This window comes from Bradyrhizobium genomosp. I (2014) (genome assembly GCF_000261685.1).
In the GTDB taxonomy this organism is placed as follows: domain Bacteria; phylum Pseudomonadota; class Alphaproteobacteria; order Rhizobiales; family Xanthobacteraceae; genus Bradyrhizobium.
This window is the reverse complement of record NZ_AJQE01000246.1, coordinates 20,037-36,989: the sequence shown is the minus strand read 5'-3', so window position 1 is coordinate 36,989 and position 16,953 is coordinate 20,037. Positions and strand designations below refer to the sequence as shown.

Sequence of the window (16,953 nt, the reverse complement as noted above, 5' to 3'; positions counted from 1 at the left end):
GCGGGGGGAGCCGCTGTCGCGCCTCGGCGCACAGGTCATCGGCATCGATCCCTCGGCCAGCAACATCGCCGCGGCGAAGCTCCATGCCGACAGGAGCCATCTCGCGATCGACTATCGCTGCACCACGGTGGAGGAGATCGACCCGCGCGAGCGCTTCGACATCGTGCTGGCGATGGAGGTGGTCGAGCACGTCGTCGATGTCGGCGTTTTCCTCAAGCGCTGCGCCTCGATGCTGAAGCCGAACGGGCTGATGGTGGTCTCGACGCTGAACCGCAACTGGAAGAGCTTCGCGCTCGCCATCGTCGGCGCCGAATACGTGCTGCGCTGGCTGCCGCGCGGCACTCACGAATGGAACAAGTTCGTCACCCCCGACGAACTGACAAAATACCTGCTCGACAACCGTCTCGTCATCACCGAGCAGACCGGCGTGGTCTACTCACCCTTCGCCGACAAATGGACCCTCTCGTCCGACATGGACGTGAACTACATGGTGGTCGCGGAAGCCATGGTGTGAACTACCGTGGGTGAGGTACGAGCTGTTACTCCGAGCACGGTGTCGTCCCTGCGAACGCATGCGTTCGCAGGGATGACACCGAACTTGTTGCGAGAGCATCGCACCCATGACGCCCATGTGGTTGACCAGTGAGTCGCTTCCCGTCACGCTAGTCAACCTACCTTTCTAGCCACTTAGCTCCCTCGCCCCCACTCCCATGCTCACCGTCGCCAGCCTCTGGATTCCCTTCACCGTCATCGCCGCGCTCGGGCAGGTCGCGCGCAATGCGATGCAGCGGTCGTTGACGAAGCCGCTGGGGACCTGGGGAGCGACCAATATCCGCTTCCTGTTCGGCTTCCCGTTTTCGCTGCTGTTCCTGGGGTTGGTGCTGTTCGCGACCGGCGATCATCTGAGCATGCCGCCGACCGTGTTCTGGCCGTGGCTGCTATTGGGCGCACTCAGCCAGATCGTTGCCACTGGCCTGATGCTGCTCGCGATGAACGACCGCTCCTTCGTGGTGACGACCGCTTACCTGAAGACCGAGGCGATCCAGACGGCGATCTTCGGCTTCGTCTTCCTCGGTGACCACCTGACCTGGCTGAAGGTGCTCGCGATCGTGATCGCCACCGTCGGTGTCGTCATCACCGCGCTGCGCCCCGGCGGCGAGAAGGGCTTTGCGGAATTGAAGCCGACCATCACCGGCCTTGTTGCTGCTGCGGCATTCGCACTGTCCGCGGTCGGTTTTCGCGGTGCCATCATCAACGTGCCGGGCGTATCTTTCGTGACCTCAGCATCGTTCACTCTGGTGCTCGGCCTGTTCGTGCAGACGCTGGTCTTGACGATCTATCTGCTCTGGCGCGCGCCGGACGTGTTGCGGGGAATCCTCGGACTATGGCGGCCGTCGATGCTCGCGGGCTTCACGGGCGCCTTCGCCTCGCAATTCTGGTTCCTGGCCTTCGCGCTGACGGCCGCCGCCAATGTCCGCACGCTCGCCTTGATCGAGGTGCTGTTCGCGCAAGCCGTGGCGTATTACTCGTTCAAGCAGCCGATCGCGCCGCGCGAGCTTGCAGGCATCGCGTTGATCGTCGTCGGCGTGGCTGTTCTGGTAGGAGCTTAATTCCGGTCTTCCGGCAGGGTCGGCAGCGGCGACACCTCGATGCCTTCGTCGATCAGCGACTTCGCTTCCTCCGGAGAGGCCTCGCCATAGATCGGACGGTGCTCCTTGTCGCCGTAATGCATTGCGCGGGCTTCGTTGGCAAACCGCTCGCCGACATTGTCGGCGTTCTTGACGATGTGATCGCGCAGCTCCTTGAGCTTGGCGCGAAGCTCGCGCTCCTGCGCCATCAGCAGCGAGGTCGGTCCTGACGGTGCGGCGTCGGGCGTCGCGGCCGGGGTGACCGGTACGGGCGACGGCGACGCGCGCCCCTTCTTGCCGACGATGCGCGGCGCCATGATCGCCTTCTCGACCTTGGCCGAGCCGCAGATCGGGCAGGTCACGAGCTTTCGCTTCACCTGCGAATCATAGGCCGACGAGCTCTGAAACCAGCTCTCGAAGTCGTGGTCCCGGTCGCAGCGAAGGGCGTAGCGGATCATGCCGATCCCCGCACGAGGTGCAAATGGTCCGGTCCCGCCTTGGGATCGGAGACGCCGAAGCGGCGGCCATGCTGGAGCGAGGGGATGGCGCGGCGCGCGGTCTCGACCCTGGCCGGATCGATCCTGGCCATGATGATGCCGGGCTCGACATCGCCCTCGGCGAGGATCTCGCCCCAGGGATCGATGATCAGCGAATGGCCGTAAGTCTCGCGCTTGTTCTCGTGCAGGCCGGCCTGGGCCGCCGCGAAGACGAAGCAGCCGGTCTCGATCGCGCGTGCGCGCAGCAGCACGTGCCAATGCGCTTCGCCGGTCTTGCGGGTGAAGGCCGACGGCACCGTGATGAAATAGGCGCCGCTCTCGGCAAGGGCACGGTAAAGCGCGGGGAAGCGCACGTCGTAGCAGATCGTCAAGCCCACGCGGCCCCAGGGCAGATCCGAGATCACGGCGGTCTCGCCGGGCTGGTAATTGGCGGATTCGCGATAGCTCTCGCCGTCCGGCAACTCGATGTCGAACATGTGGATCTTGTCGTAGCTCGCGAGCACATTGCCCTCGGGCCCGATCAGGAAGGAGCGGTTGACCGCCTTCTCGGGCGAGAAGCGCAGCGCCAGCGAGCCGACATGGAGATGAATCTTCAATTCCGCCGCGAGCGCCCGGTAGGCCTTCAGCGAGCTGTCGTCCTCTTCGCTCTGCAGATGCTCGAACAACGCCTTGCGGTTCAGCTGCATCATGTTGCTGACTTCGGGCGTCTGCACGTAGTCGGCGCCGTTGGCCGCAGCCTGCCGGATCAGCCTCGTTGCCTGTTCGAGGCTTGGCCCCGGCATCAGGCCGGTGCGCATCTGCACCATGGCGGCGGTGAAGGTGCGATTCTCGCTCATGTCGCGGCCTTCACGCTCTCGAGCATGCCGTCGAGCTTGCCTTCGCGGTCGAGCGCATAGAGGTCGTCGCAGCCGCCGACATGGGTGCCGCCGATCCAGATCTGCGGGAACGTCGAACCCTGGCCGGCGCGGCCGTACATTTCCTGGCGCCAGGACGGGTTCTTGGCGACATCGAATTCGGTGAAGGTCGCCTTCTTGCGGGTCAGCAGCGACTTGGCGGCGGAACAATAGCCGCAGCCTGGCCTGGTGTAGATCTCGACAGCAGCAGTCATCTCGTCTGGCGCTCTCATGTCATGAATTCATTGAATTATATGGGACTTCACCTGATCTCCACAACCCGGGCGAACACCAGCACGTCGACCTGGGCTGCCTTGGCCCGGAGCAGGACCCGCGCGCAGGCATCCAGCGTCGCCCCTGACGTCAGGACATCGTCGACCAGGACAATGCGGCGACCCTGGACCTCGGCCTGACGGTCAGGGGATACCTGAAATGCGCCCTGCACGTTGGTGGCGCGCTGGGCGCGCGACAGGCCGATCTGCTGCTCGGTGGCACGCACCCGGCGCAGCACCTCGCTCTGCACCTTGACGCCGCTCTGCTGCGCGATGATGCGCGCCAGCGCTCCGGACTGGTTGTAGCGGCGTCGCCAGGCCCGCCGCCAATGCAGGGGAACGGGCACGAGCATGTCGGCGCCGGCGAGCAGCTCGCCGCCCGCCCGCGCCATCCAGCGGCCCATGGCGGGCGCCAGATCGGTGCGGTCCTGGTATTTCAGCGCGTGCACCAGTGTGCGTGCCACATCGTCGTAACGTACCGCCGCGCGGGCGCGCTGGTAGGCCGGCGGGCTCGCGATCGCCTCCATCGACAGCATGTCGGGGCCGGGGTCATAGACGAAGGGAATGCCGAGTCGCGGGCAATAGGGCCGCTCGATGAACGACAGCCGCGCCCAGCACGAAGCGCAAACACCCTCGCCGTCGACCGGCTCGTGACAGGATACGCACTGCGTCGGCAGCGCGATGTCGAGCGCGAGCCGTGCTGCGCGCGACAGCACGTGGCAGCCAGCCGTCCACGCGGCCCGCAGCGGTGCGGCGATGGAACGGGGAGGAGCAGTGTCGGCTTCCATGAGGAGAGGCTAGCGCTCCGTTTGCATGGGCTCAAGCGGCTGTACCGATCTCGTGCCCCGGACGCAGCGCAGCGCCACTTCGGCGGTGCGCTGCAGAGCCGGGGTCCATGTCGCGGCATTATACCGTATACCGCGTTGCGTTCTGGGTCCCGGCTGCTGCGCAGCAGCGCAAGAGCGTTGCAGCGCGTCCGGGACACGAGAGCGTTGCCACAACCGTGGAGATCGGCGTAACCAGCGGCATGGCTCGAAACTCCCAGATTCCGCCCGTCCTGTTCGATCGTGCCTTGCTGCACGCACGGCAGCGGCGTGCTCGGGCGCAGGGCGAGGTGACATTCCTGCTCGATCGTGTTGCCGAGGACATGTCCGACCGGCTGGCGGCGGTGATGCGCGAGTTTCACGCACCGGCTGATCTCTGGACGCCCGGCGACGGGCTCACGGCGTTGCGCTCACGGCTTCCGACAATCGCGCGGATTGAACCCGACGCGACGGGTGCGGAGACACTGCCCTTCGCGCCGGAAAGCCTCGACCTCGTCGTTTCGGCGCTGGCGCTGCAATTCGTCAACGACCTGCCGGGTGTGCTTGCGCAGGTTCGCCGGGCGCTGAGGCCGGACGGCCTGCTGCTCGCCGCGATGATCGGCGGCGACAGCCTGACCGAACTGCGCCAGGCCTTTGCCGCGGCGGAAGCGGAATGCGAGGGCGGCATGTCGCCGCGCGTGGCGCCGTTCGCCGATCTGCGCGACATCGGCGCGCTGTTGCAGCGGGCGGGCTTCGCGCTGCCGGTCACCGATGTCGACCGCGTGGTGGTGCGCTATGGCAATGCGTTCGCGCTGATGCAGGATCTCCGCCGCATGGGCGCGGCCAATGTGCTGATCGAGCGCCGTCGCACGCCGAGCCGGCGCGCGACGCTGCTGCGCATGGCCGAGATCTATGCCGAGCGCTTTGCCGATGCCGACGGCCGCATTCGCGCAACGTTCGACATCATCTGGCTCTCAGGCTGGGCCCCGCATGCGAGCCAGCAGCAGCCGCTCAAGCCCGGCTCGGCCAGGGCGAGCCTGGCCGAGGCGGTGAAGAAGGCGGGGAAGACGGAATCCTAGCACCGTCATTCCGGGGCGGTCCGCAGGACCGAACCCGGAATCCAGAAGTTATGGCGCGAGATTCCGGGTTCGCGCTTTCGCGCGCCCCGCAATGACGATGCAAGGGCATCGTCACATCAGCAGATCGATCAAATGCGGAATCAGCGGAATGTCCGCCGGTGGCATCGGATAGTCGCGCAGCTTGTTGGCGCGGACCCAGGCAAGAGCCTGGCCTTCGCGCGCCGTCACCTGCCCCTCCCAGCGCCGGCAGATGTAGAGCGGCATCAACAGGTGAAAGGTCTCGTAGCCGTAGCTGGCAAAGGTCAGCGGCGCCAGGCATGGCTCGGCGACCGTGATGCCGAGCTCCTCGTGGAGCTCGCGGATCAGGCTCTGCTCCGGCCGCTCGCCCACCTCGAGCTTGCCGCCCGGAAATTCCCAGAGGCCGGCCAGCGCCTTGCCCTCGGGGCGTTGCGCGATCAGGACGCGCTTGTCGGCATCGACCAGCGCGCAGGCCACCACCAGTGTGAGCTTGAGATCGGCCATGCTGCCTTACGACCTGTAATCCCCGTTGATCGCGACGTATTCCTTGGTGAGGTCGCAGGTCAGCACGCGGTCGCGGCCCTTGCCGAGCCCCAGCGACACCTTGATCGCGATCTCCGGCGCCTTCATCGCCTCGGACACCTGCGCTTCGTCGTAGTCGGGATCGCGCGCGCCGCTCTTGGCGACGCGGATGCCGTTGAACGAGATCGAGAGCTTGTCGCGATCGGCCGGCTCGCCGGCCTTGCCGACCGCCATCACCACGCGCCCCCAATTGGCGTCTTCGCCCGCGATCGCCGTCTTCACCAGCGGCGAGTTGGCGATCGACATCGCGATCTTGCGCGCCGAGGCCTTGGTCTTGGCGCCCTCGACCGTGATCTCGACCAGCTTGCGGGCGCCTTCGCCGTCGCGCGCCACCTGCTCGGCGAGGTTGGCGAGCACCTGGTTGAAGGCCTTGACGAAAGCCTTCAGGCGCGGATCGCTGGCGCGGCCGATCTTCGGTGCGCCGTGCTCGGCGGCGGCGCCGGTCGCAAAAGCCAGCAGCGTGTCCGAGGTCGAGGTATCGCCATCGATCGTCACCGCATTGAAGGTGTCCTCGACGCCGCTCCTGAGCAGCGCCTGCAGGGCCGCGGGCGCGATCGGCGCGTCGGTGAAGATGAAGGACAGCATGGTCGCCATGTCGGGCGCGATCATGCCGGCGCCTTTGGCCATGCCGTTGATGGTGACCTTGGCCTTGCCGAGCTTGACGGTCGCGGTCGCGACCTTCGGGAATGTGTCGGTGGTCATGATTGCCTTGGCTGCGGCGAGATAGTCGCCGGGCTCGGCGGTCTCGGCGAGGCGGCCCAGCACGCCGTCGAACTTGGTCGCGTCCAGCGGCTCGCCGATCACGCCGGTCGAGGCGAGGAATATCTCACCCTCGCTGCACCCGACCGCCTTGGCGGCGATCTTCGCGGTCAGCGCGGTGGAGGCGCGGCCGGTCTTGCCGGTGAAGGCATTGGCATTGCCGGAATTGACCACGAGCGCGCGGGCCTTGCCGCCCTTCAGCTTGGCGCGGCACCATTCCACGGGGGCAGAGGGGCACTTCGACTTGGTGAAGACGCCGGCGACGGCGGTGCCCTTGTCCATCACCGCCAGCAGCACGTCGGTGCGGTTCTTGTAGCGGATGCCGGCTTCGGCCGTCGCAAGACGGATGCCCGCGATCACGGGCATATCAGGGACGGTTTTGGGGGCGAGCGGAGAGACGGCAGAGGACATCGTGGGGCGCCTTGGTAGGTCTGGACATGCAGATGGCCGGGGGATGCCCGGCCATTGCTATGCTTAGATACTCTCGGCGTCAGCGAAGTGACAGCGAATTCTTACTTCTTCGCCGGCGGCGCCATCTTGCTGTCGGACGGCTTGGCAGGGTCTGCCGGCTTCGCATCGGACTTGGCGTCCTTGGACGCATCCGCAGCCGGCTGATCGAGCCGCTCGACCTTGGCTTCGGTGCGCAGCTTGGCGACATACTCGGCCTGAGCCTTGCGGGTCACGTACTGCTCGATCTGGGCCTTGACCTGCTCGAAATCGGGCGCCTTGCGGTTGCGCTTTTCCTCGACCTTGATGATGTGCCAGCCGAACTGCGACTTCACGGGGTCGGAGATCTTGCCGGGCTCGAGCGAGAACGCCACGGCCGAGAACTCCGGCACCATCTGCTCCTTGGTGAAGAAGCCAAGGTCGCCGCCGTCGGCGGAGCCCGGATCCTTGGACTTCTTCTTGGCCACCTCGGCGAAATCGGCGCCCTTGTCGAGCTCCGCCTTCACCGCCTTCGCCTCGTCCTCGGTCTCGACCAGGATGTGTCGGGCACGCACTTCCTGCTCGCCGGTGATCTGCTTGGAGGCCTCCTCATAGACCTTCTTCATCGCGTCCGGGGTGATGGCGGCCTTGCCCTCATTGGCGAGCAGGCTGTCCATCAGAAGCCGGTTGCGGGCGAATGCCAGGCGCTTCTTGAACTCGTCGCTGTCGGCGATCTTCTTGTCTTCGGCAGCCTTGCTGACGATCTTCATGTCGATCAGGAAGGACAGGACGTTCTCGTCCTTGGTCGCCGGGTCCATCTGGGCAAGGCTCGGCCCGAGTTCCTCCTCGGCCATGGTGACGTCGCTCTTCTTGATTTCCGCGCCATTGACCTTCGCCAGCACCGGATCATCGGCGGCCCGGAGCGGGCCCGCGAACGCCAGGGACAGCGCCAAGCAGGCTGTCAAGCCGAGGCTGCCGGCCAGGGCCGACGCATGGCGGAAACGCTGGCCGGTGGTTACCGGGAACGAGGTGGTCATGGAAAATCCTTATGTTGAAGCAGGGGGCTGCTCGAGCGGGGCGGACACTCGCCCAATTCAGGGGGGCTTGGCAACGCGAAAAGTCTGTCAAAATGATGAATTAGCCGCAATGCGCCCGCCGTTGACAAGGCCCTGACCGGGCCATATCTCTGCGCGGTCGCGACCATGGCGATGGCGTTTATTTTGCTGCGTTTTTGGCCGTTGAACCCAGACTTGCCCAATTCCCACCCATATGGCGGATGACCTCCCGCAGTCCGGGCTCTGACGCCACCAGGCGTCACGGTGAGTTGATAGGCAGGGGGGTGACAACTTCTTGGCTGCAACGCGGTTAAATCGCGAACACAGGAACTCAGCATGATCGGCGCGCTCGCCCGCAAGTTTTTCGGCTCCGCCAACGACCGGCGGGTGAAGGGATATCAGTCCCGCGTCAATGCGATCAACGCGCTGGAGCCCGAAGTCTCGAAACTCTCCGACGAGGCGCTCAAGGCCCGCACCGCCGAATTCAAGAAGCAGCTCGCCGAGGGCAAGACGCTCGACGACCTCCTGGTGCCGGCCTTCGCCACCGTGCGCGAGGCCGCCAAGCGCACGCTCGGCCAGCGCCATTTCGACGTCCAGCTGATCGGCGGCATGGTGCTGCACGAGGGCGACATCGCCGAGATGAAGACCGGCGAAGGCAAGACGCTGGTCGCAACGCTTGCGGTCTATCTCAATGCGCTCGCCGGCAAGGGCGTCCACGTCGTCACCGTCAACGACTATCTCGCCCGCCGCGACTCCGGCTGGATGGGCCAGATCTACGGCTTCCTCGGCATGACCACGGGCGTGATCGTCCACGGCCTCGACGACGCCGAGCGCAAGGCCGCCTACGCCTGCGACATCACCTACGGCACCAACAACGAATACGGCTTCGACTATCTTCGCGACAACATGAAGTACCGGCTCGAGGACATGGTCCAGCGGCCGCACTTCTTCGCCATCGTCGACGAGGTCGACTCGATCCTGATCGACGAAGCGCGCACGCCGCTGATCATCTCCGGCCCGCTCGACGACCGCTCCGATTTCTACAACACCATCGACGGCTTCCTGCCCAGGCTCGACAAGACCGATTACGAGGTCGACGAGAAGCAGCGCACCGTGACGCTGACCGAAGCCGGCATGGAGAAGATCGAGACGCTGCTGCGCGATGCCGGCCAGCTCAAGGGCGAGTCGCTCTACGACGTCGAGAACGTCTCCGTCGTGCACCACATCAACCAGGCCCTGCGCGCCCACACCCTGTTCACCCGCGACAAGGACTACATCGTCCGCGACAACGAGGTCGTCATCATCGACGAGTTCACCGGACGCATGATGCCGGGCCGCCGCTATTCGGAAGGCCTGCACCAGGCGCTGGAGGCCAAGGAGCACGTCCAGGTCCAGCCCGAGAACCAGACGCTGGCCTCGATCACCTTCCAGAACTACTTCCGCATGTACGAGAAGCTGGCGGGCATGACCGGCACGGCGGCGACCGAAGCGGACGAACTGTTCGACATCTACAAGCTCGAGGTCGTGGAGATCCCGACCAATCTGTCGATCGCCCGCCTCGACGAGGACGACGAGGTCTATCGCACCCAGAAGGAAAAATACGGGGCCATCCTCGCCGAGATCGAGCGCGCCAATTCGCGGCTGCAGCCGGTGCTGGTCGGCACGGCCTCGATCGAGAAATCGGAAGTGCTCGCCGAATTCCTGAAGTCGCACGGCTACAAGCAGATCGATTTCGGCAAGGAAGGCGCGCTCGACAAGCTCTATGCCGCCGCCCGCGCCGGCAAGCAGGCGAAACTGTTCGCGGTGCTGAACGCGCGCTTTCACGAGCAGGAAGCCTATATCGTCGCGGAAGCAGGCGTGCCCGGCGCGATCACGATCGCCACCAACATGGCCGGCCGCGGCACCGACATCAAGCTCGGCGGCTCGCTGGAGATGCGCATCCAGCAGGAAACGGCCGCGATCACCGACGAAGCGGAGAAGGCGAAGAAGATCGAGCAGATCAAGGCCGACATCGAGCGCTTCCGCGACATCGTGCTGAAGGCCGAGGAGACCGTCGAGATCGAGCCGGCGAAGGGGTCCAAGCCCGCCAAGACCGTGAAGAAGCCCGGCGGCCTCTACATCATCGGCTCCGAGCGCCACGAATCCCGGCGCATCGACAACCAGCTGCGCGGCCGTTCCGGTCGTCAGGGCGATCCCGGCCGCTCGAAATTCTTCCTGTCGCTGGAAGACGATCTGATGCGCATCTTCGGCTCGGACCGCCTCGACAGCATGCTCCAGCGTCTCGGCCTGCAAGAGGGCGAGGCCATCATCCATCCCTGGATCAACAAGGCGCTGGAGAAGGCGCAGCAGAAGGTCGAGGCGCGCAACTTCGACATCCGCAAGAACCTCCTCAAGTTCGACAACGTCCAGAACGACCAGCGCAAGGTGATCTTCGATCAGCGCGTCGAACTGATGAAGGACGAGAGCGTCGCCGAGACCGTCGCCGACATGCGCCACGCCTTCATCGACGACCTCGTCGCCAAGCATGTGCCCGAGCATGCCTATGCCGAGCAGTGGGACGTCGCGGGGCTCAAGGACGAATTGAAGCGCGTGCTCGATCTCGACCTGCCGGTCGACGAATGGGCCAAGGAAGAGGGCATCGCGGACGAGGAACTGCTGAGCCGCATCGAGACCAAGGCCGACGAGCACATGGCGGCCAAGGTCGCGCAATGGGGGCCCGACGTGATGCGTTACGTCGAGAAGACCATCCTGCTCCAGACGCTCGACCATCTCTGGCGCGAGCACCTGATCATGCTCGACCATCTGCGCCAGGTCATCGGCCTGCGCGGCTACGGCCAGCGCGATCCCTTGCAGGAGTACAAGACGGAGGCTTTCAACCTCTTCCAGGAGATGAGCGCTCACTTGCGCGAGGCCGTTACCGCGCAGCTGATGCGGGTCGAGATCGTCCCGCCGGAGCAGGAAGCTCCCATCCTGCCGGCGATGGAAGCGCACAAGTTCGATCCGAACACCGGCGAGGACGAGATGGCCCTCGCCAGCGTCACGCTCGGCGCCCAGGCCACCGACGCGGCGCTGCGCGATCCGAAGAACCCGACAAGCTGGGGCAAGGTCGGCCGCAACGAGGATTGCCCCTGCGGCTCCGGCAAGAAGTACAAGCACTGCCACGGGCGGTATGCGTAAGGCTTGAGCCCGAGTGAGGCGCGACGTCGTGCCTCACGCTTTGTCCGGGACGACGTGTTGAGAGAGCTCGGGAAGCCAGCGCTCAAATCACGCCGCACACCTCAATTCGAGCTGTCGATCAAGCTCTCCAAGAGCCGCTTGAGCTCGCTGGTCGACTTGTCGCCGTAGCTCTCCAGGATGTGCTCCTCCTGGTCCACCGCGAGCGAGTTGAGCTTCTTGCACAGCACCTTGCCGCGGTCGGAGATGAACATCAGCACCTTGCGGCGGTCGTTCGGATCCTGCACGCGATAGACCAGCGTGTCGGAGACCATGCGGTCGATCATCTTGGTCAATGTCGGGTGGTTGAGCAGCACGGCATCCGCAAGCTCGCCCATCGAATGGCCGTTGCCATCCGACAGCACCTTCAGGATGCGCCATTGCTCGACCGGCACGCCCTCCTTGCTCAACCGCAGCTCGAGCTGCCGGTTGATCTCCCGGTTGGCTTGCGCGAGCAGGTAGGCGAGATGTTCGGTGATCGGGGAGTTTTCTTTCGATGGTTTTGCCACGGCTAAGACTTCGTCTTGACCCGAATGAGTGAATGTCTTGCAATCAATGCTGCATCTATATGCACTTCAATTGTTGAACATTCAATATTTTCAAAATAGGATCATTGCCCAACAAAAGGGCGGAAGCCGCGGTCGCCCGAAGAATGTGCTTTCAGGTCTGGTGTCAGACAGGAGTTGGCGTGCGCGCGACGGTAAACTTCCCGGCTCCCGGCGGCCCGGCGTTGCCGCCGTCCATGCTGTTCAGGAATCTGTCGTCATCGGCGGCCGACTTCGACCTGTCCCCGCTCGACGCGCATTTCGTGAAGCGCCGCGGCGCGCGCAACAAGCTGCGCATCGGCAATTTCCTCACCTTCACCGGCTCGCCCGGGATCTGGGGCCCGACCTCCACCAACAGCGCGATGCTGGCGGTCGCCGAGATCAACAAGCGCGGCGGCATTCTAGGCCGCGAGCTCGAGCTGTCGATCTACGATTCCGGCGGCCCGATCGACGAAGTGGTGCGCCGCGCCGAGCAGGCGATCGCCTTCGACGAGGTCGATCTCATCATGGGCTCGCATATCAGCGCGGTCCGCGTCGCGCTGCGCAAGGTCACCGGCAACCGCATCCCCTACATCTACACCCCGGTCTATGAAGGCGGCGAGCGCACGCCGGGCGTGATGGCGATCGGCGAGACGCCGCGCTGGCAGAGCCGCCCGGCAATCCACTGGCTCGCCGACGTCAAGAAGGCGGCGCGCTGGTACCTGATCGGCAGCGATTACGTCTGGCCCTGGCAGTCGCATCGCTCGGTCAAGCGCTATATCAAGGAGGCCGGCGGCCAGGTCGTCGGCGAGGAGTTCGTGCCTGTCGGCGAGGACAATCACGAGCCGCATCTGGCGCGCATCCGCGCCGCCAAGCCCGATGTGGTGCTGATCTCGCTGATCGGCACCGACAGCATCACCTTCAACCGCGCCTTTGCGGAGGCGGGCCTTGCGACCTCGACGCTGCGGCTCGGGGGCGCGATGGACGAGACCGTGGTGCTCGGCATCGGCGCCGACAACACCGAGAACCTGTTCTGCGCCTCCGGCTACTTCAACTGCATGGTCTCGCGCGCCAATGACGAGTTCCTCGGTGGCTATCAGGCGATGTTCGGTCCGCACGCGCCGCCGGTCGGCTCGGTCGGCCAGTCGAACTATGAGGGGCTGCGCTTCCTGGAATCCGTGGCCAACCGCGCCGGTTCGCTTACCTTTCGTCCGCTGCTCGAGGCCGCGCGCAACACGGTCTATACGGCCGGCCGCGGTCCCGTGACTCTTCGCGATGGTCGCGCCGAGATGCCGATGTATCTTGCCGAAGCCGACGGTCTCGACTTCAGGATCATCAAGACGCTCTGAGAGGCACCTGCCGATGCGTCGCAGCCGGTTTGCGAAATAATACTTGAAAAGGAAAATATTTCCGTCTGTAATATCGACGCGAAGCCGGTTGGCCCGCGCCGTGCCGGCGCGAGCGCAAGGCTTCCGTTCAACGCCAGGGATCAAGAAACTTCAGGAGAGCGCCGTGACAGTTGTCCTTCCCACGCCAGCCCAACTTCGCAGCGTCGCCGAGCAGTGCGGTCTCTCGCTGACCGACGATGACGTCGCTTCGTTCCGCGGCCTGATGCAGGGCTCGATCGAGGCCTACAACCTCGTTGCGGCGATGCCGGACGAGGTGCCGGAGGTGAAATATCCGCGCACGCCGGGCCATCGGCCCTCGGCCGAGGAGAATCCGCGCAATGCCTGGTATCGCAAGTCGACCGTGAAGGGCGCCGCCAGCGGCAAGCTGAAGGGCAAGACCGTTGCGCTGAAGGACAACATCATGCTGGCCGGCGTGCCCATGACCAACGGCTCGTCGACGCTGGAAGGCTATGTGCCCGATTTCGACGCCACCATCGTCACGCGCATGCTGGATGCCGGCGCAGAGATCGCCGGCAAGACCCATTGCGAGCACTTCTGCCTGTCCGGCGGCAGCCACACCGGCTCCTACGGGCCGGTGCACAATCCGCACAAGATGGGCTACTCGGCCGGCGGCTCGTCGTCGGGCTCGGGCGTCGTGGTCGCGCTCGGCGAGGTCGACATGGCGATCGGCGGCGACCAGGGCGGCTCGATCCGCATGCCGTCCTCGTTCTGCGGCATCTACGGCATGAAGCCGACCTGGGGTCTCGTGCCCTATACCGGGATCATGCCGATCGAGATCTATGTCGACCATACCGGTCCGATGACGGCAACGGTCGCCGACAACGCGCTGCTGCTCGAAGTGATCGCCGGCGACGACGGCTACGATCCGCGCATCAAGTCGCCCAAGGTCGAGGAATACACCAAGGCGCTCGGCCAGGGCGTCAAGGGCATGAAGATCGGCATCCTCAAGGAAGGCTTCGAGCAGCCGGTCGCAGAGGCTGCGGTGAATGAAAGCGTGCGCGAGGCCGCAAAGCGCTTCAAGGATCTCGGCGCCACCGTAGAGACCGTCTCGATTCCGATGCACCTCCTGGGCGGCGCGATCTGGACCCCGATCGGCACCGAAGGCCTGACCCAGACCATGATGTTCGGCGACGGCTACGGCCTCAGCCGCGGCGATCTCTACTCGACCTCGCTGATGGATTTTCATCGCGGCTGGCGCCGGCAGGCCGACTCGCTGTCCGAGACCACTAAATTGTTCATGATGCTCGGCACTTACATCAACAACAATTTCGGTCCACGCTTCTACGGCAAGGCGCTCAACATCTCCCGCCGGCTGACCGCCGCCTACGACAAGGCGTTTGGGGATTACGATCTGCTGCTGATGCCGACCACGCCGATGAAGGCGACGAAGCTGCCGGAGCCCACCGCCAGCCGCGAGGAATACGTTGCCCGCGCGCTCGAGATGATCTCGAACACTGCGCCGTTCGACATCACCCATCATCCCGCGATGTCGCTGCCTTGCGGCATGGTCGACGGCCTGCCGGTCGGACTGATGCTGGTCGGCCGCATGTTCGAGGAAACCACGATCTACCGTGCCGCCCATGCCTTCGAGCAGATCGGCGACTGGAAGAAGATGTGAGCGGAGCACTGATGCAGGTCGACGGAAGACAAGAGCGTTTTCGCGCGAAGTGGATACCGGTTCGCGTCAAGAAAACGCGTCCAGACAAGAATCCAACGCATGGCTAACGCGTTCGTCGCGGCGTTCGAGATCCTGAGCTTCGGCGCGATCATCGTCCTGATCGTGCTGGGGCTCGGGATCATCGCCAGCATGATGGGCATCTTCAACTTCGCGCAGGGCGAGTTCGTCCTGCTCGGCGCCTACGTCACCTATCTCGCTTATGCCAATGGCCTGCCGATCTGGGCCGGCATGGTCGCGGCGCCCTTCGTGGTCGGCGCGCTCGGCTTCGTGCTGGAGGCGCTGATCATCCGGAGATTCTACGCCGCGCCCATCGTCGCCATGCTCGGCACCTATGCGCTCGGCCTGATCATCCGCGAATCCGTGCGTGGCCTGATCGGCGGCTTCTATCTCACCGTGCCGGAGCCGATCGGCGGCTCGATCGACATCGGCTCCATCCATATCTCGGCCTGGCGCTTCACCATCATCGTCGTCACGCTGCTGGTGATGGCCGGCTGCTACCTGCTGCTCTCGCGCACCAGCTTCGGCCTGCGCATGCGCGCCACGCTGGAGAACCCGTCGCTGGCGCGCGCCTCCGGCATCTCCACGCCCTTGATGTACGGCGCCACCTTCGCGTTCGGCTCCGCGCTCGCCGGCCTCGCCGGCGCGTTGATCGTGCCGGTGTTCAGCCTCTACGCCGATCTCGGGCTGCGCTTCCTGATCCAGGGCTTCGTCGCGGTCATGGTCGGCGGCGTCGGCTCATTCATCGGGCCGGTCGCCGGCGCCGGCGTCATCGGCACGCTCAGCGCCGCGCTGCCCTGGGTGATGGCGCCCGTCGTCGCCGACGTCCTCGTCTTCGTGCTCGCCATCGTCTTCATCAAATTCCGCCCGCAGGGCCTCATCGCTGGAAAAGGGGTTTAGTCATGTTCGATCGCACTCGGCTCTCACGCCGCCGCTTTCTCTCCAATTTCGCCTTTGCGTCCGGCGCGGTCGCAACCGGCGTCGGCAGCTGGGTGATCCCGGCGCCCTGGGCCAATGCGGCCGAAGGCCCGATCAAGGTCGGCATCGCCACCGACCTCACCGGCCCGATCGCCTATGCCGGCAATGCCGACGCCAACGTGGCGAAAATGGTGATCAAGGAGATCAACGCGGCCGGCGGCCTGCTGGGCCGTCCGCTCGAGCTCTACATCGAGGACACCGCCTCCAACGAATCCGTCGCCGTCGGCAACGTGCGAAAGCTGATCCAGCGCGACAAGGTCGACATGGTGCTGGGCGGCATCACCTCGTCGATGCGCAACGCGATCAAGGACCCGATCGTCGCCCGCGGCAAGACGCTCTACATCTATCCGCAGCTCTACGAGGGCAAGGAGTGCACGCCCTACCTGTTCTGCACCGGCCCGACGCCGGCGCAGCAGTGCGACGAGTTCATCCCCTGGCTGATCAAGAACGGCGGCAAGAAGTTCGCGCTGCCGAGCGCCAACTATGTCTGGCCGCACACGCTCAACGTCTATGCCCGCAAGGTGATCGAATCCAACGGCGGCGAGGTCGTGTTCGAGGAATACTATCCGCTCGACCAGGTCGACTTCTCCGCGACCGTCAACCGCATCATCTCGAACAAGGTCGACGTCGTCTTCAACACCGTCATCCCGCCGGGCGTCGGGCCGTTCTTCAAGCAGCTCTATGAAGCCGGCTTCCTCAAGAACGGCGGACGGCTCGCCTGCGTCTATTACGACGAGAACACGCTCAACATCAACCAGGCCGCCGAGATCGAGGGCCTCGCAAGCTGCCTCGACTATTTCAAGGTGCTGACCAAGGAAAACCCGTTCGACGCGAAGATCCAGGCCGCGTACGAGAAGGATTTCCCGGGCAACTTCCTGTTCGCCGCCGGCAGCGCCGCCACCGGCACCTATCGCGGCCTGAAGCTGTGGGAAGCCGCCGTGAAGGAAGCCGGCAAGATCGACCGCGAGTCGGTTGCGGCCGCGCTCGACCACGCCAAGATCGCGGAAGGTCCCGGCGGACCCGCCGAGATGGTACCGGGCAAGCGGCACTGCAAGATGAAGATGTATACCGCCGTCGCCAAGGGCGGGAACTACGAGATCGTCGCCCGCAGCAACGGCCTCGTCGATCCCAAGGAATGCTGA

16 protein-coding genes are annotated in these 16,953 nt (G+C 65.0%); 8 read left to right on the top strand and 8 right to left on the bottom strand.

Translation table 11 applies throughout. The annotated features are described in order from the left end of the window. Positions 1 to 514 (top strand): bifunctional 2-polyprenyl-6-hydroxyphenol methylase/3-demethylubiquinol 3-O-methyltransferase UbiG (gene ubiG, locus IC50_RS23205; RefSeq protein WP_035710123.1); only part of this gene is annotated, 514 nt, incomplete at its 5' end. Between the two features lie 196 nt (positions 515 to 710). Then, the gene (locus IC50_RS23200) at positions 711 to 1,610 is read left to right on the top strand and encodes an EamA family transporter (RefSeq protein WP_035710120.1); all 900 of its coding nucleotides are present in this window, start codon (positions 711 to 713) and stop codon (positions 1,608 to 1,610) included. On the opposite strand, the gene IC50_RS23195 is transcribed toward IC50_RS23200, so the two are convergent. From IC50_RS23195 to IC50_RS23180, 4 genes are read right to left on the bottom strand one after another with little or no spacing between them, the layout of a single operon-like run. After that, positions 1,607 to 2,086: a DUF1178 family protein gene (locus IC50_RS23195; RefSeq protein WP_035710118.1), complete on the bottom strand. Its 480-nt coding sequence runs from the start codon at positions 2,084 to 2,086 to the stop codon at positions 1,607 to 1,609. The genes IC50_RS23200 and IC50_RS23195 overlap by 4 nt on opposite strands. Next, positions 2,083 to 2,961: a carbon-nitrogen hydrolase family protein gene (locus IC50_RS23190; protein WP_035710115.1), complete on the bottom strand. Its 879-nt coding sequence runs from the start codon at positions 2,959 to 2,961 to the stop codon at positions 2,083 to 2,085. Before IC50_RS23190 ends, IC50_RS23195 begins: the two co-directional genes overlap by 4 nt. Next, positions 2,958 to 3,233, bottom strand: coding sequence for a glutaredoxin 3 (gene grxC / locus IC50_RS23185; RefSeq protein WP_035710112.1), 276 nt, complete (start codon positions 3,231 to 3,233; stop codon positions 2,958 to 2,960). The genes IC50_RS23190 and grxC overlap by 4 nt, the downstream gene beginning before the upstream one ends. Positions 3,234 to 3,280: 47 nt before the next feature. Continuing rightward, on the bottom strand, positions 3,281 to 4,078 hold the full coding sequence (locus IC50_RS23180) for a ComF family protein (RefSeq protein WP_035710109.1): 798 nt from the start codon (positions 4,076 to 4,078) through the stop codon (positions 3,281 to 3,283). A 239-nt stretch (positions 4,079 to 4,317) separates the two neighbouring features. Here IC50_RS23180 and IC50_RS23175 point away from each other — a divergent pair, with 239 nt between their 5' ends. Then, on the top strand, positions 4,318 to 5,172 hold the full coding sequence (locus IC50_RS23175) for a methyltransferase domain-containing protein (protein WP_035710132.1): 855 nt from the start codon (positions 4,318 to 4,320) through the stop codon (positions 5,170 to 5,172). A 111-nt stretch (positions 5,173 to 5,283) separates the two neighbouring features. Here IC50_RS23175 and mutT read toward each other — a convergent pair whose 3' ends face one another. From mutT to IC50_RS23160, 3 genes are all read right to left on the bottom strand, one after another. Further along, complete coding sequence (gene mutT, locus IC50_RS23170) at positions 5,284 to 5,694, bottom strand: 8-oxo-dGTP diphosphatase MutT (RefSeq protein WP_035710103.1); 411 nt, start codon at positions 5,692 to 5,694, stop codon at positions 5,284 to 5,286. Between the two features lie 6 nt (positions 5,695 to 5,700). After that, a complete protein-coding gene (gene argJ, locus IC50_RS23165; protein ID WP_035710098.1) occupies positions 5,701 to 6,942 on the bottom strand; it encodes a bifunctional glutamate N-acetyltransferase/amino-acid acetyltransferase ArgJ in 1,242 nt (413 codons plus the stop codon). Between the two features lie 101 nt (positions 6,943 to 7,043). Next, on the bottom strand, positions 7,044 to 7,994 hold the full coding sequence (locus IC50_RS23160) for a peptidylprolyl isomerase (protein WP_035710095.1): 951 nt from the start codon (positions 7,992 to 7,994) through the stop codon (positions 7,044 to 7,046). Between the two features lie 354 nt (positions 7,995 to 8,348). On the opposite strand from IC50_RS23160, the gene secA reads away from it, so the two are divergent. Then, complete coding sequence (gene secA, locus IC50_RS23155; RefSeq protein ID WP_035710090.1) at positions 8,349 to 11,189, top strand: preprotein translocase subunit SecA; 2,841 nt, start codon at positions 8,349 to 8,351, stop codon at positions 11,187 to 11,189. Between the two features lie 101 nt (positions 11,190 to 11,290). On the opposite strand, the gene IC50_RS23150 is transcribed toward secA, so the two are convergent. After that, entirely contained in the window at positions 11,291 to 11,734 is a 444-nt protein-coding gene (locus IC50_RS23150) for a MarR family winged helix-turn-helix transcriptional regulator (RefSeq protein ID WP_025576502.1), read from the bottom strand. Between the two features lie 179 nt (positions 11,735 to 11,913). Here IC50_RS23150 and IC50_RS23145 point away from each other — a divergent pair, with 179 nt between their 5' ends. The 4 genes from IC50_RS23145 (at position 11,914) to IC50_RS23130 (ending at position 16,953) form a co-directional block, all read left to right on the top strand. Further along, positions 11,914 to 13,098, top strand: coding sequence for a substrate-binding domain-containing protein (locus IC50_RS23145; RefSeq protein ID WP_035710086.1), 1,185 nt, complete (start codon positions 11,914 to 11,916; stop codon positions 13,096 to 13,098). A gap of 163 nt (positions 13,099 to 13,261) precedes the next feature. After that, positions 13,262 to 14,776 (top strand): amidase, encoded by a 1,515-nt coding sequence (locus IC50_RS23140; RefSeq protein ID WP_035710129.1) that lies wholly within the window; start codon positions 13,262 to 13,264, stop codon positions 14,774 to 14,776. A gap of 99 nt (positions 14,777 to 14,875) precedes the next feature. Further along, positions 14,876 to 15,733: a branched-chain amino acid ABC transporter permease gene (locus tag IC50_RS23135; RefSeq protein WP_035710081.1), complete on the top strand. Its 858-nt coding sequence runs from the start codon at positions 14,876 to 14,878 to the stop codon at positions 15,731 to 15,733. A gap of 2 nt (positions 15,734 to 15,735) precedes the next feature. Next, complete coding sequence (locus IC50_RS23130; RefSeq protein WP_035710079.1) at positions 15,736 to 16,953, top strand: substrate-binding protein; 1,218 nt, start codon at positions 15,736 to 15,738, stop codon at positions 16,951 to 16,953.

What these genes read in the sequence shown, in the direction of transcription:
- IC50_RS23130 (WP_035710079.1), top strand. Translation starts at nt 15,736, where the DNA reads ATGTTCGATCGCACTCGGCTCTCACGCCGCCGCTTTCTCTCCAATTTC.
- IC50_RS23135 (WP_035710081.1), top strand. Translation starts at nt 14,876, where the DNA reads ATGGCTAACGCGTTCGTCGCGGCGTTCGAGATCCTGAGCTTCGGCGCG.
- IC50_RS23195 (WP_035710118.1), bottom strand. Translation starts at nt 2,086, where the DNA reads ATGATCCGCTACGCCCTTCGCTGCGACCGGGACCACGACTTCGAGAGC.
- secA (WP_035710090.1), top strand. Translation starts at nt 8,349, where the DNA reads ATGATCGGCGCGCTCGCCCGCAAGTTTTTCGGCTCCGCCAACGACCGG.
- IC50_RS23160 (WP_035710095.1), bottom strand. Translation starts at nt 7,994, where the DNA reads ATGACCACCTCGTTCCCGGTAACCACCGGCCAGCGTTTCCGCCATGCG.
- grxC (WP_035710112.1), bottom strand. Translation starts at nt 3,233, where the DNA reads ATGACTGCTGCTGTCGAGATCTACACCAGGCCAGGCTGCGGCTATTGT.
- IC50_RS23175 (WP_035710132.1), top strand. Translation starts at nt 4,318, where the DNA reads ATGGCTCGAAACTCCCAGATTCCGCCCGTCCTGTTCGATCGTGCCTTG.
- IC50_RS23200 (WP_035710120.1), top strand. Translation starts at nt 711, where the DNA reads ATGCTCACCGTCGCCAGCCTCTGGATTCCCTTCACCGTCATCGCCGCG.
- IC50_RS23190 (WP_035710115.1), bottom strand. Translation starts at nt 2,961, where the DNA reads ATGAGCGAGAATCGCACCTTCACCGCCGCCATGGTGCAGATGCGCACC.
- mutT (WP_035710103.1), bottom strand. Translation starts at nt 5,694, where the DNA reads ATGGCCGATCTCAAGCTCACACTGGTGGTGGCCTGCGCGCTGGTCGAT.
- IC50_RS23180 (WP_035710109.1), bottom strand. Translation starts at nt 4,078, where the DNA reads ATGGAAGCCGACACTGCTCCTCCCCGTTCCATCGCCGCACCGCTGCGG.
- argJ (WP_035710098.1), bottom strand. Translation starts at nt 6,942, where the DNA reads ATGTCCTCTGCCGTCTCTCCGCTCGCCCCCAAAACCGTCCCTGATATG.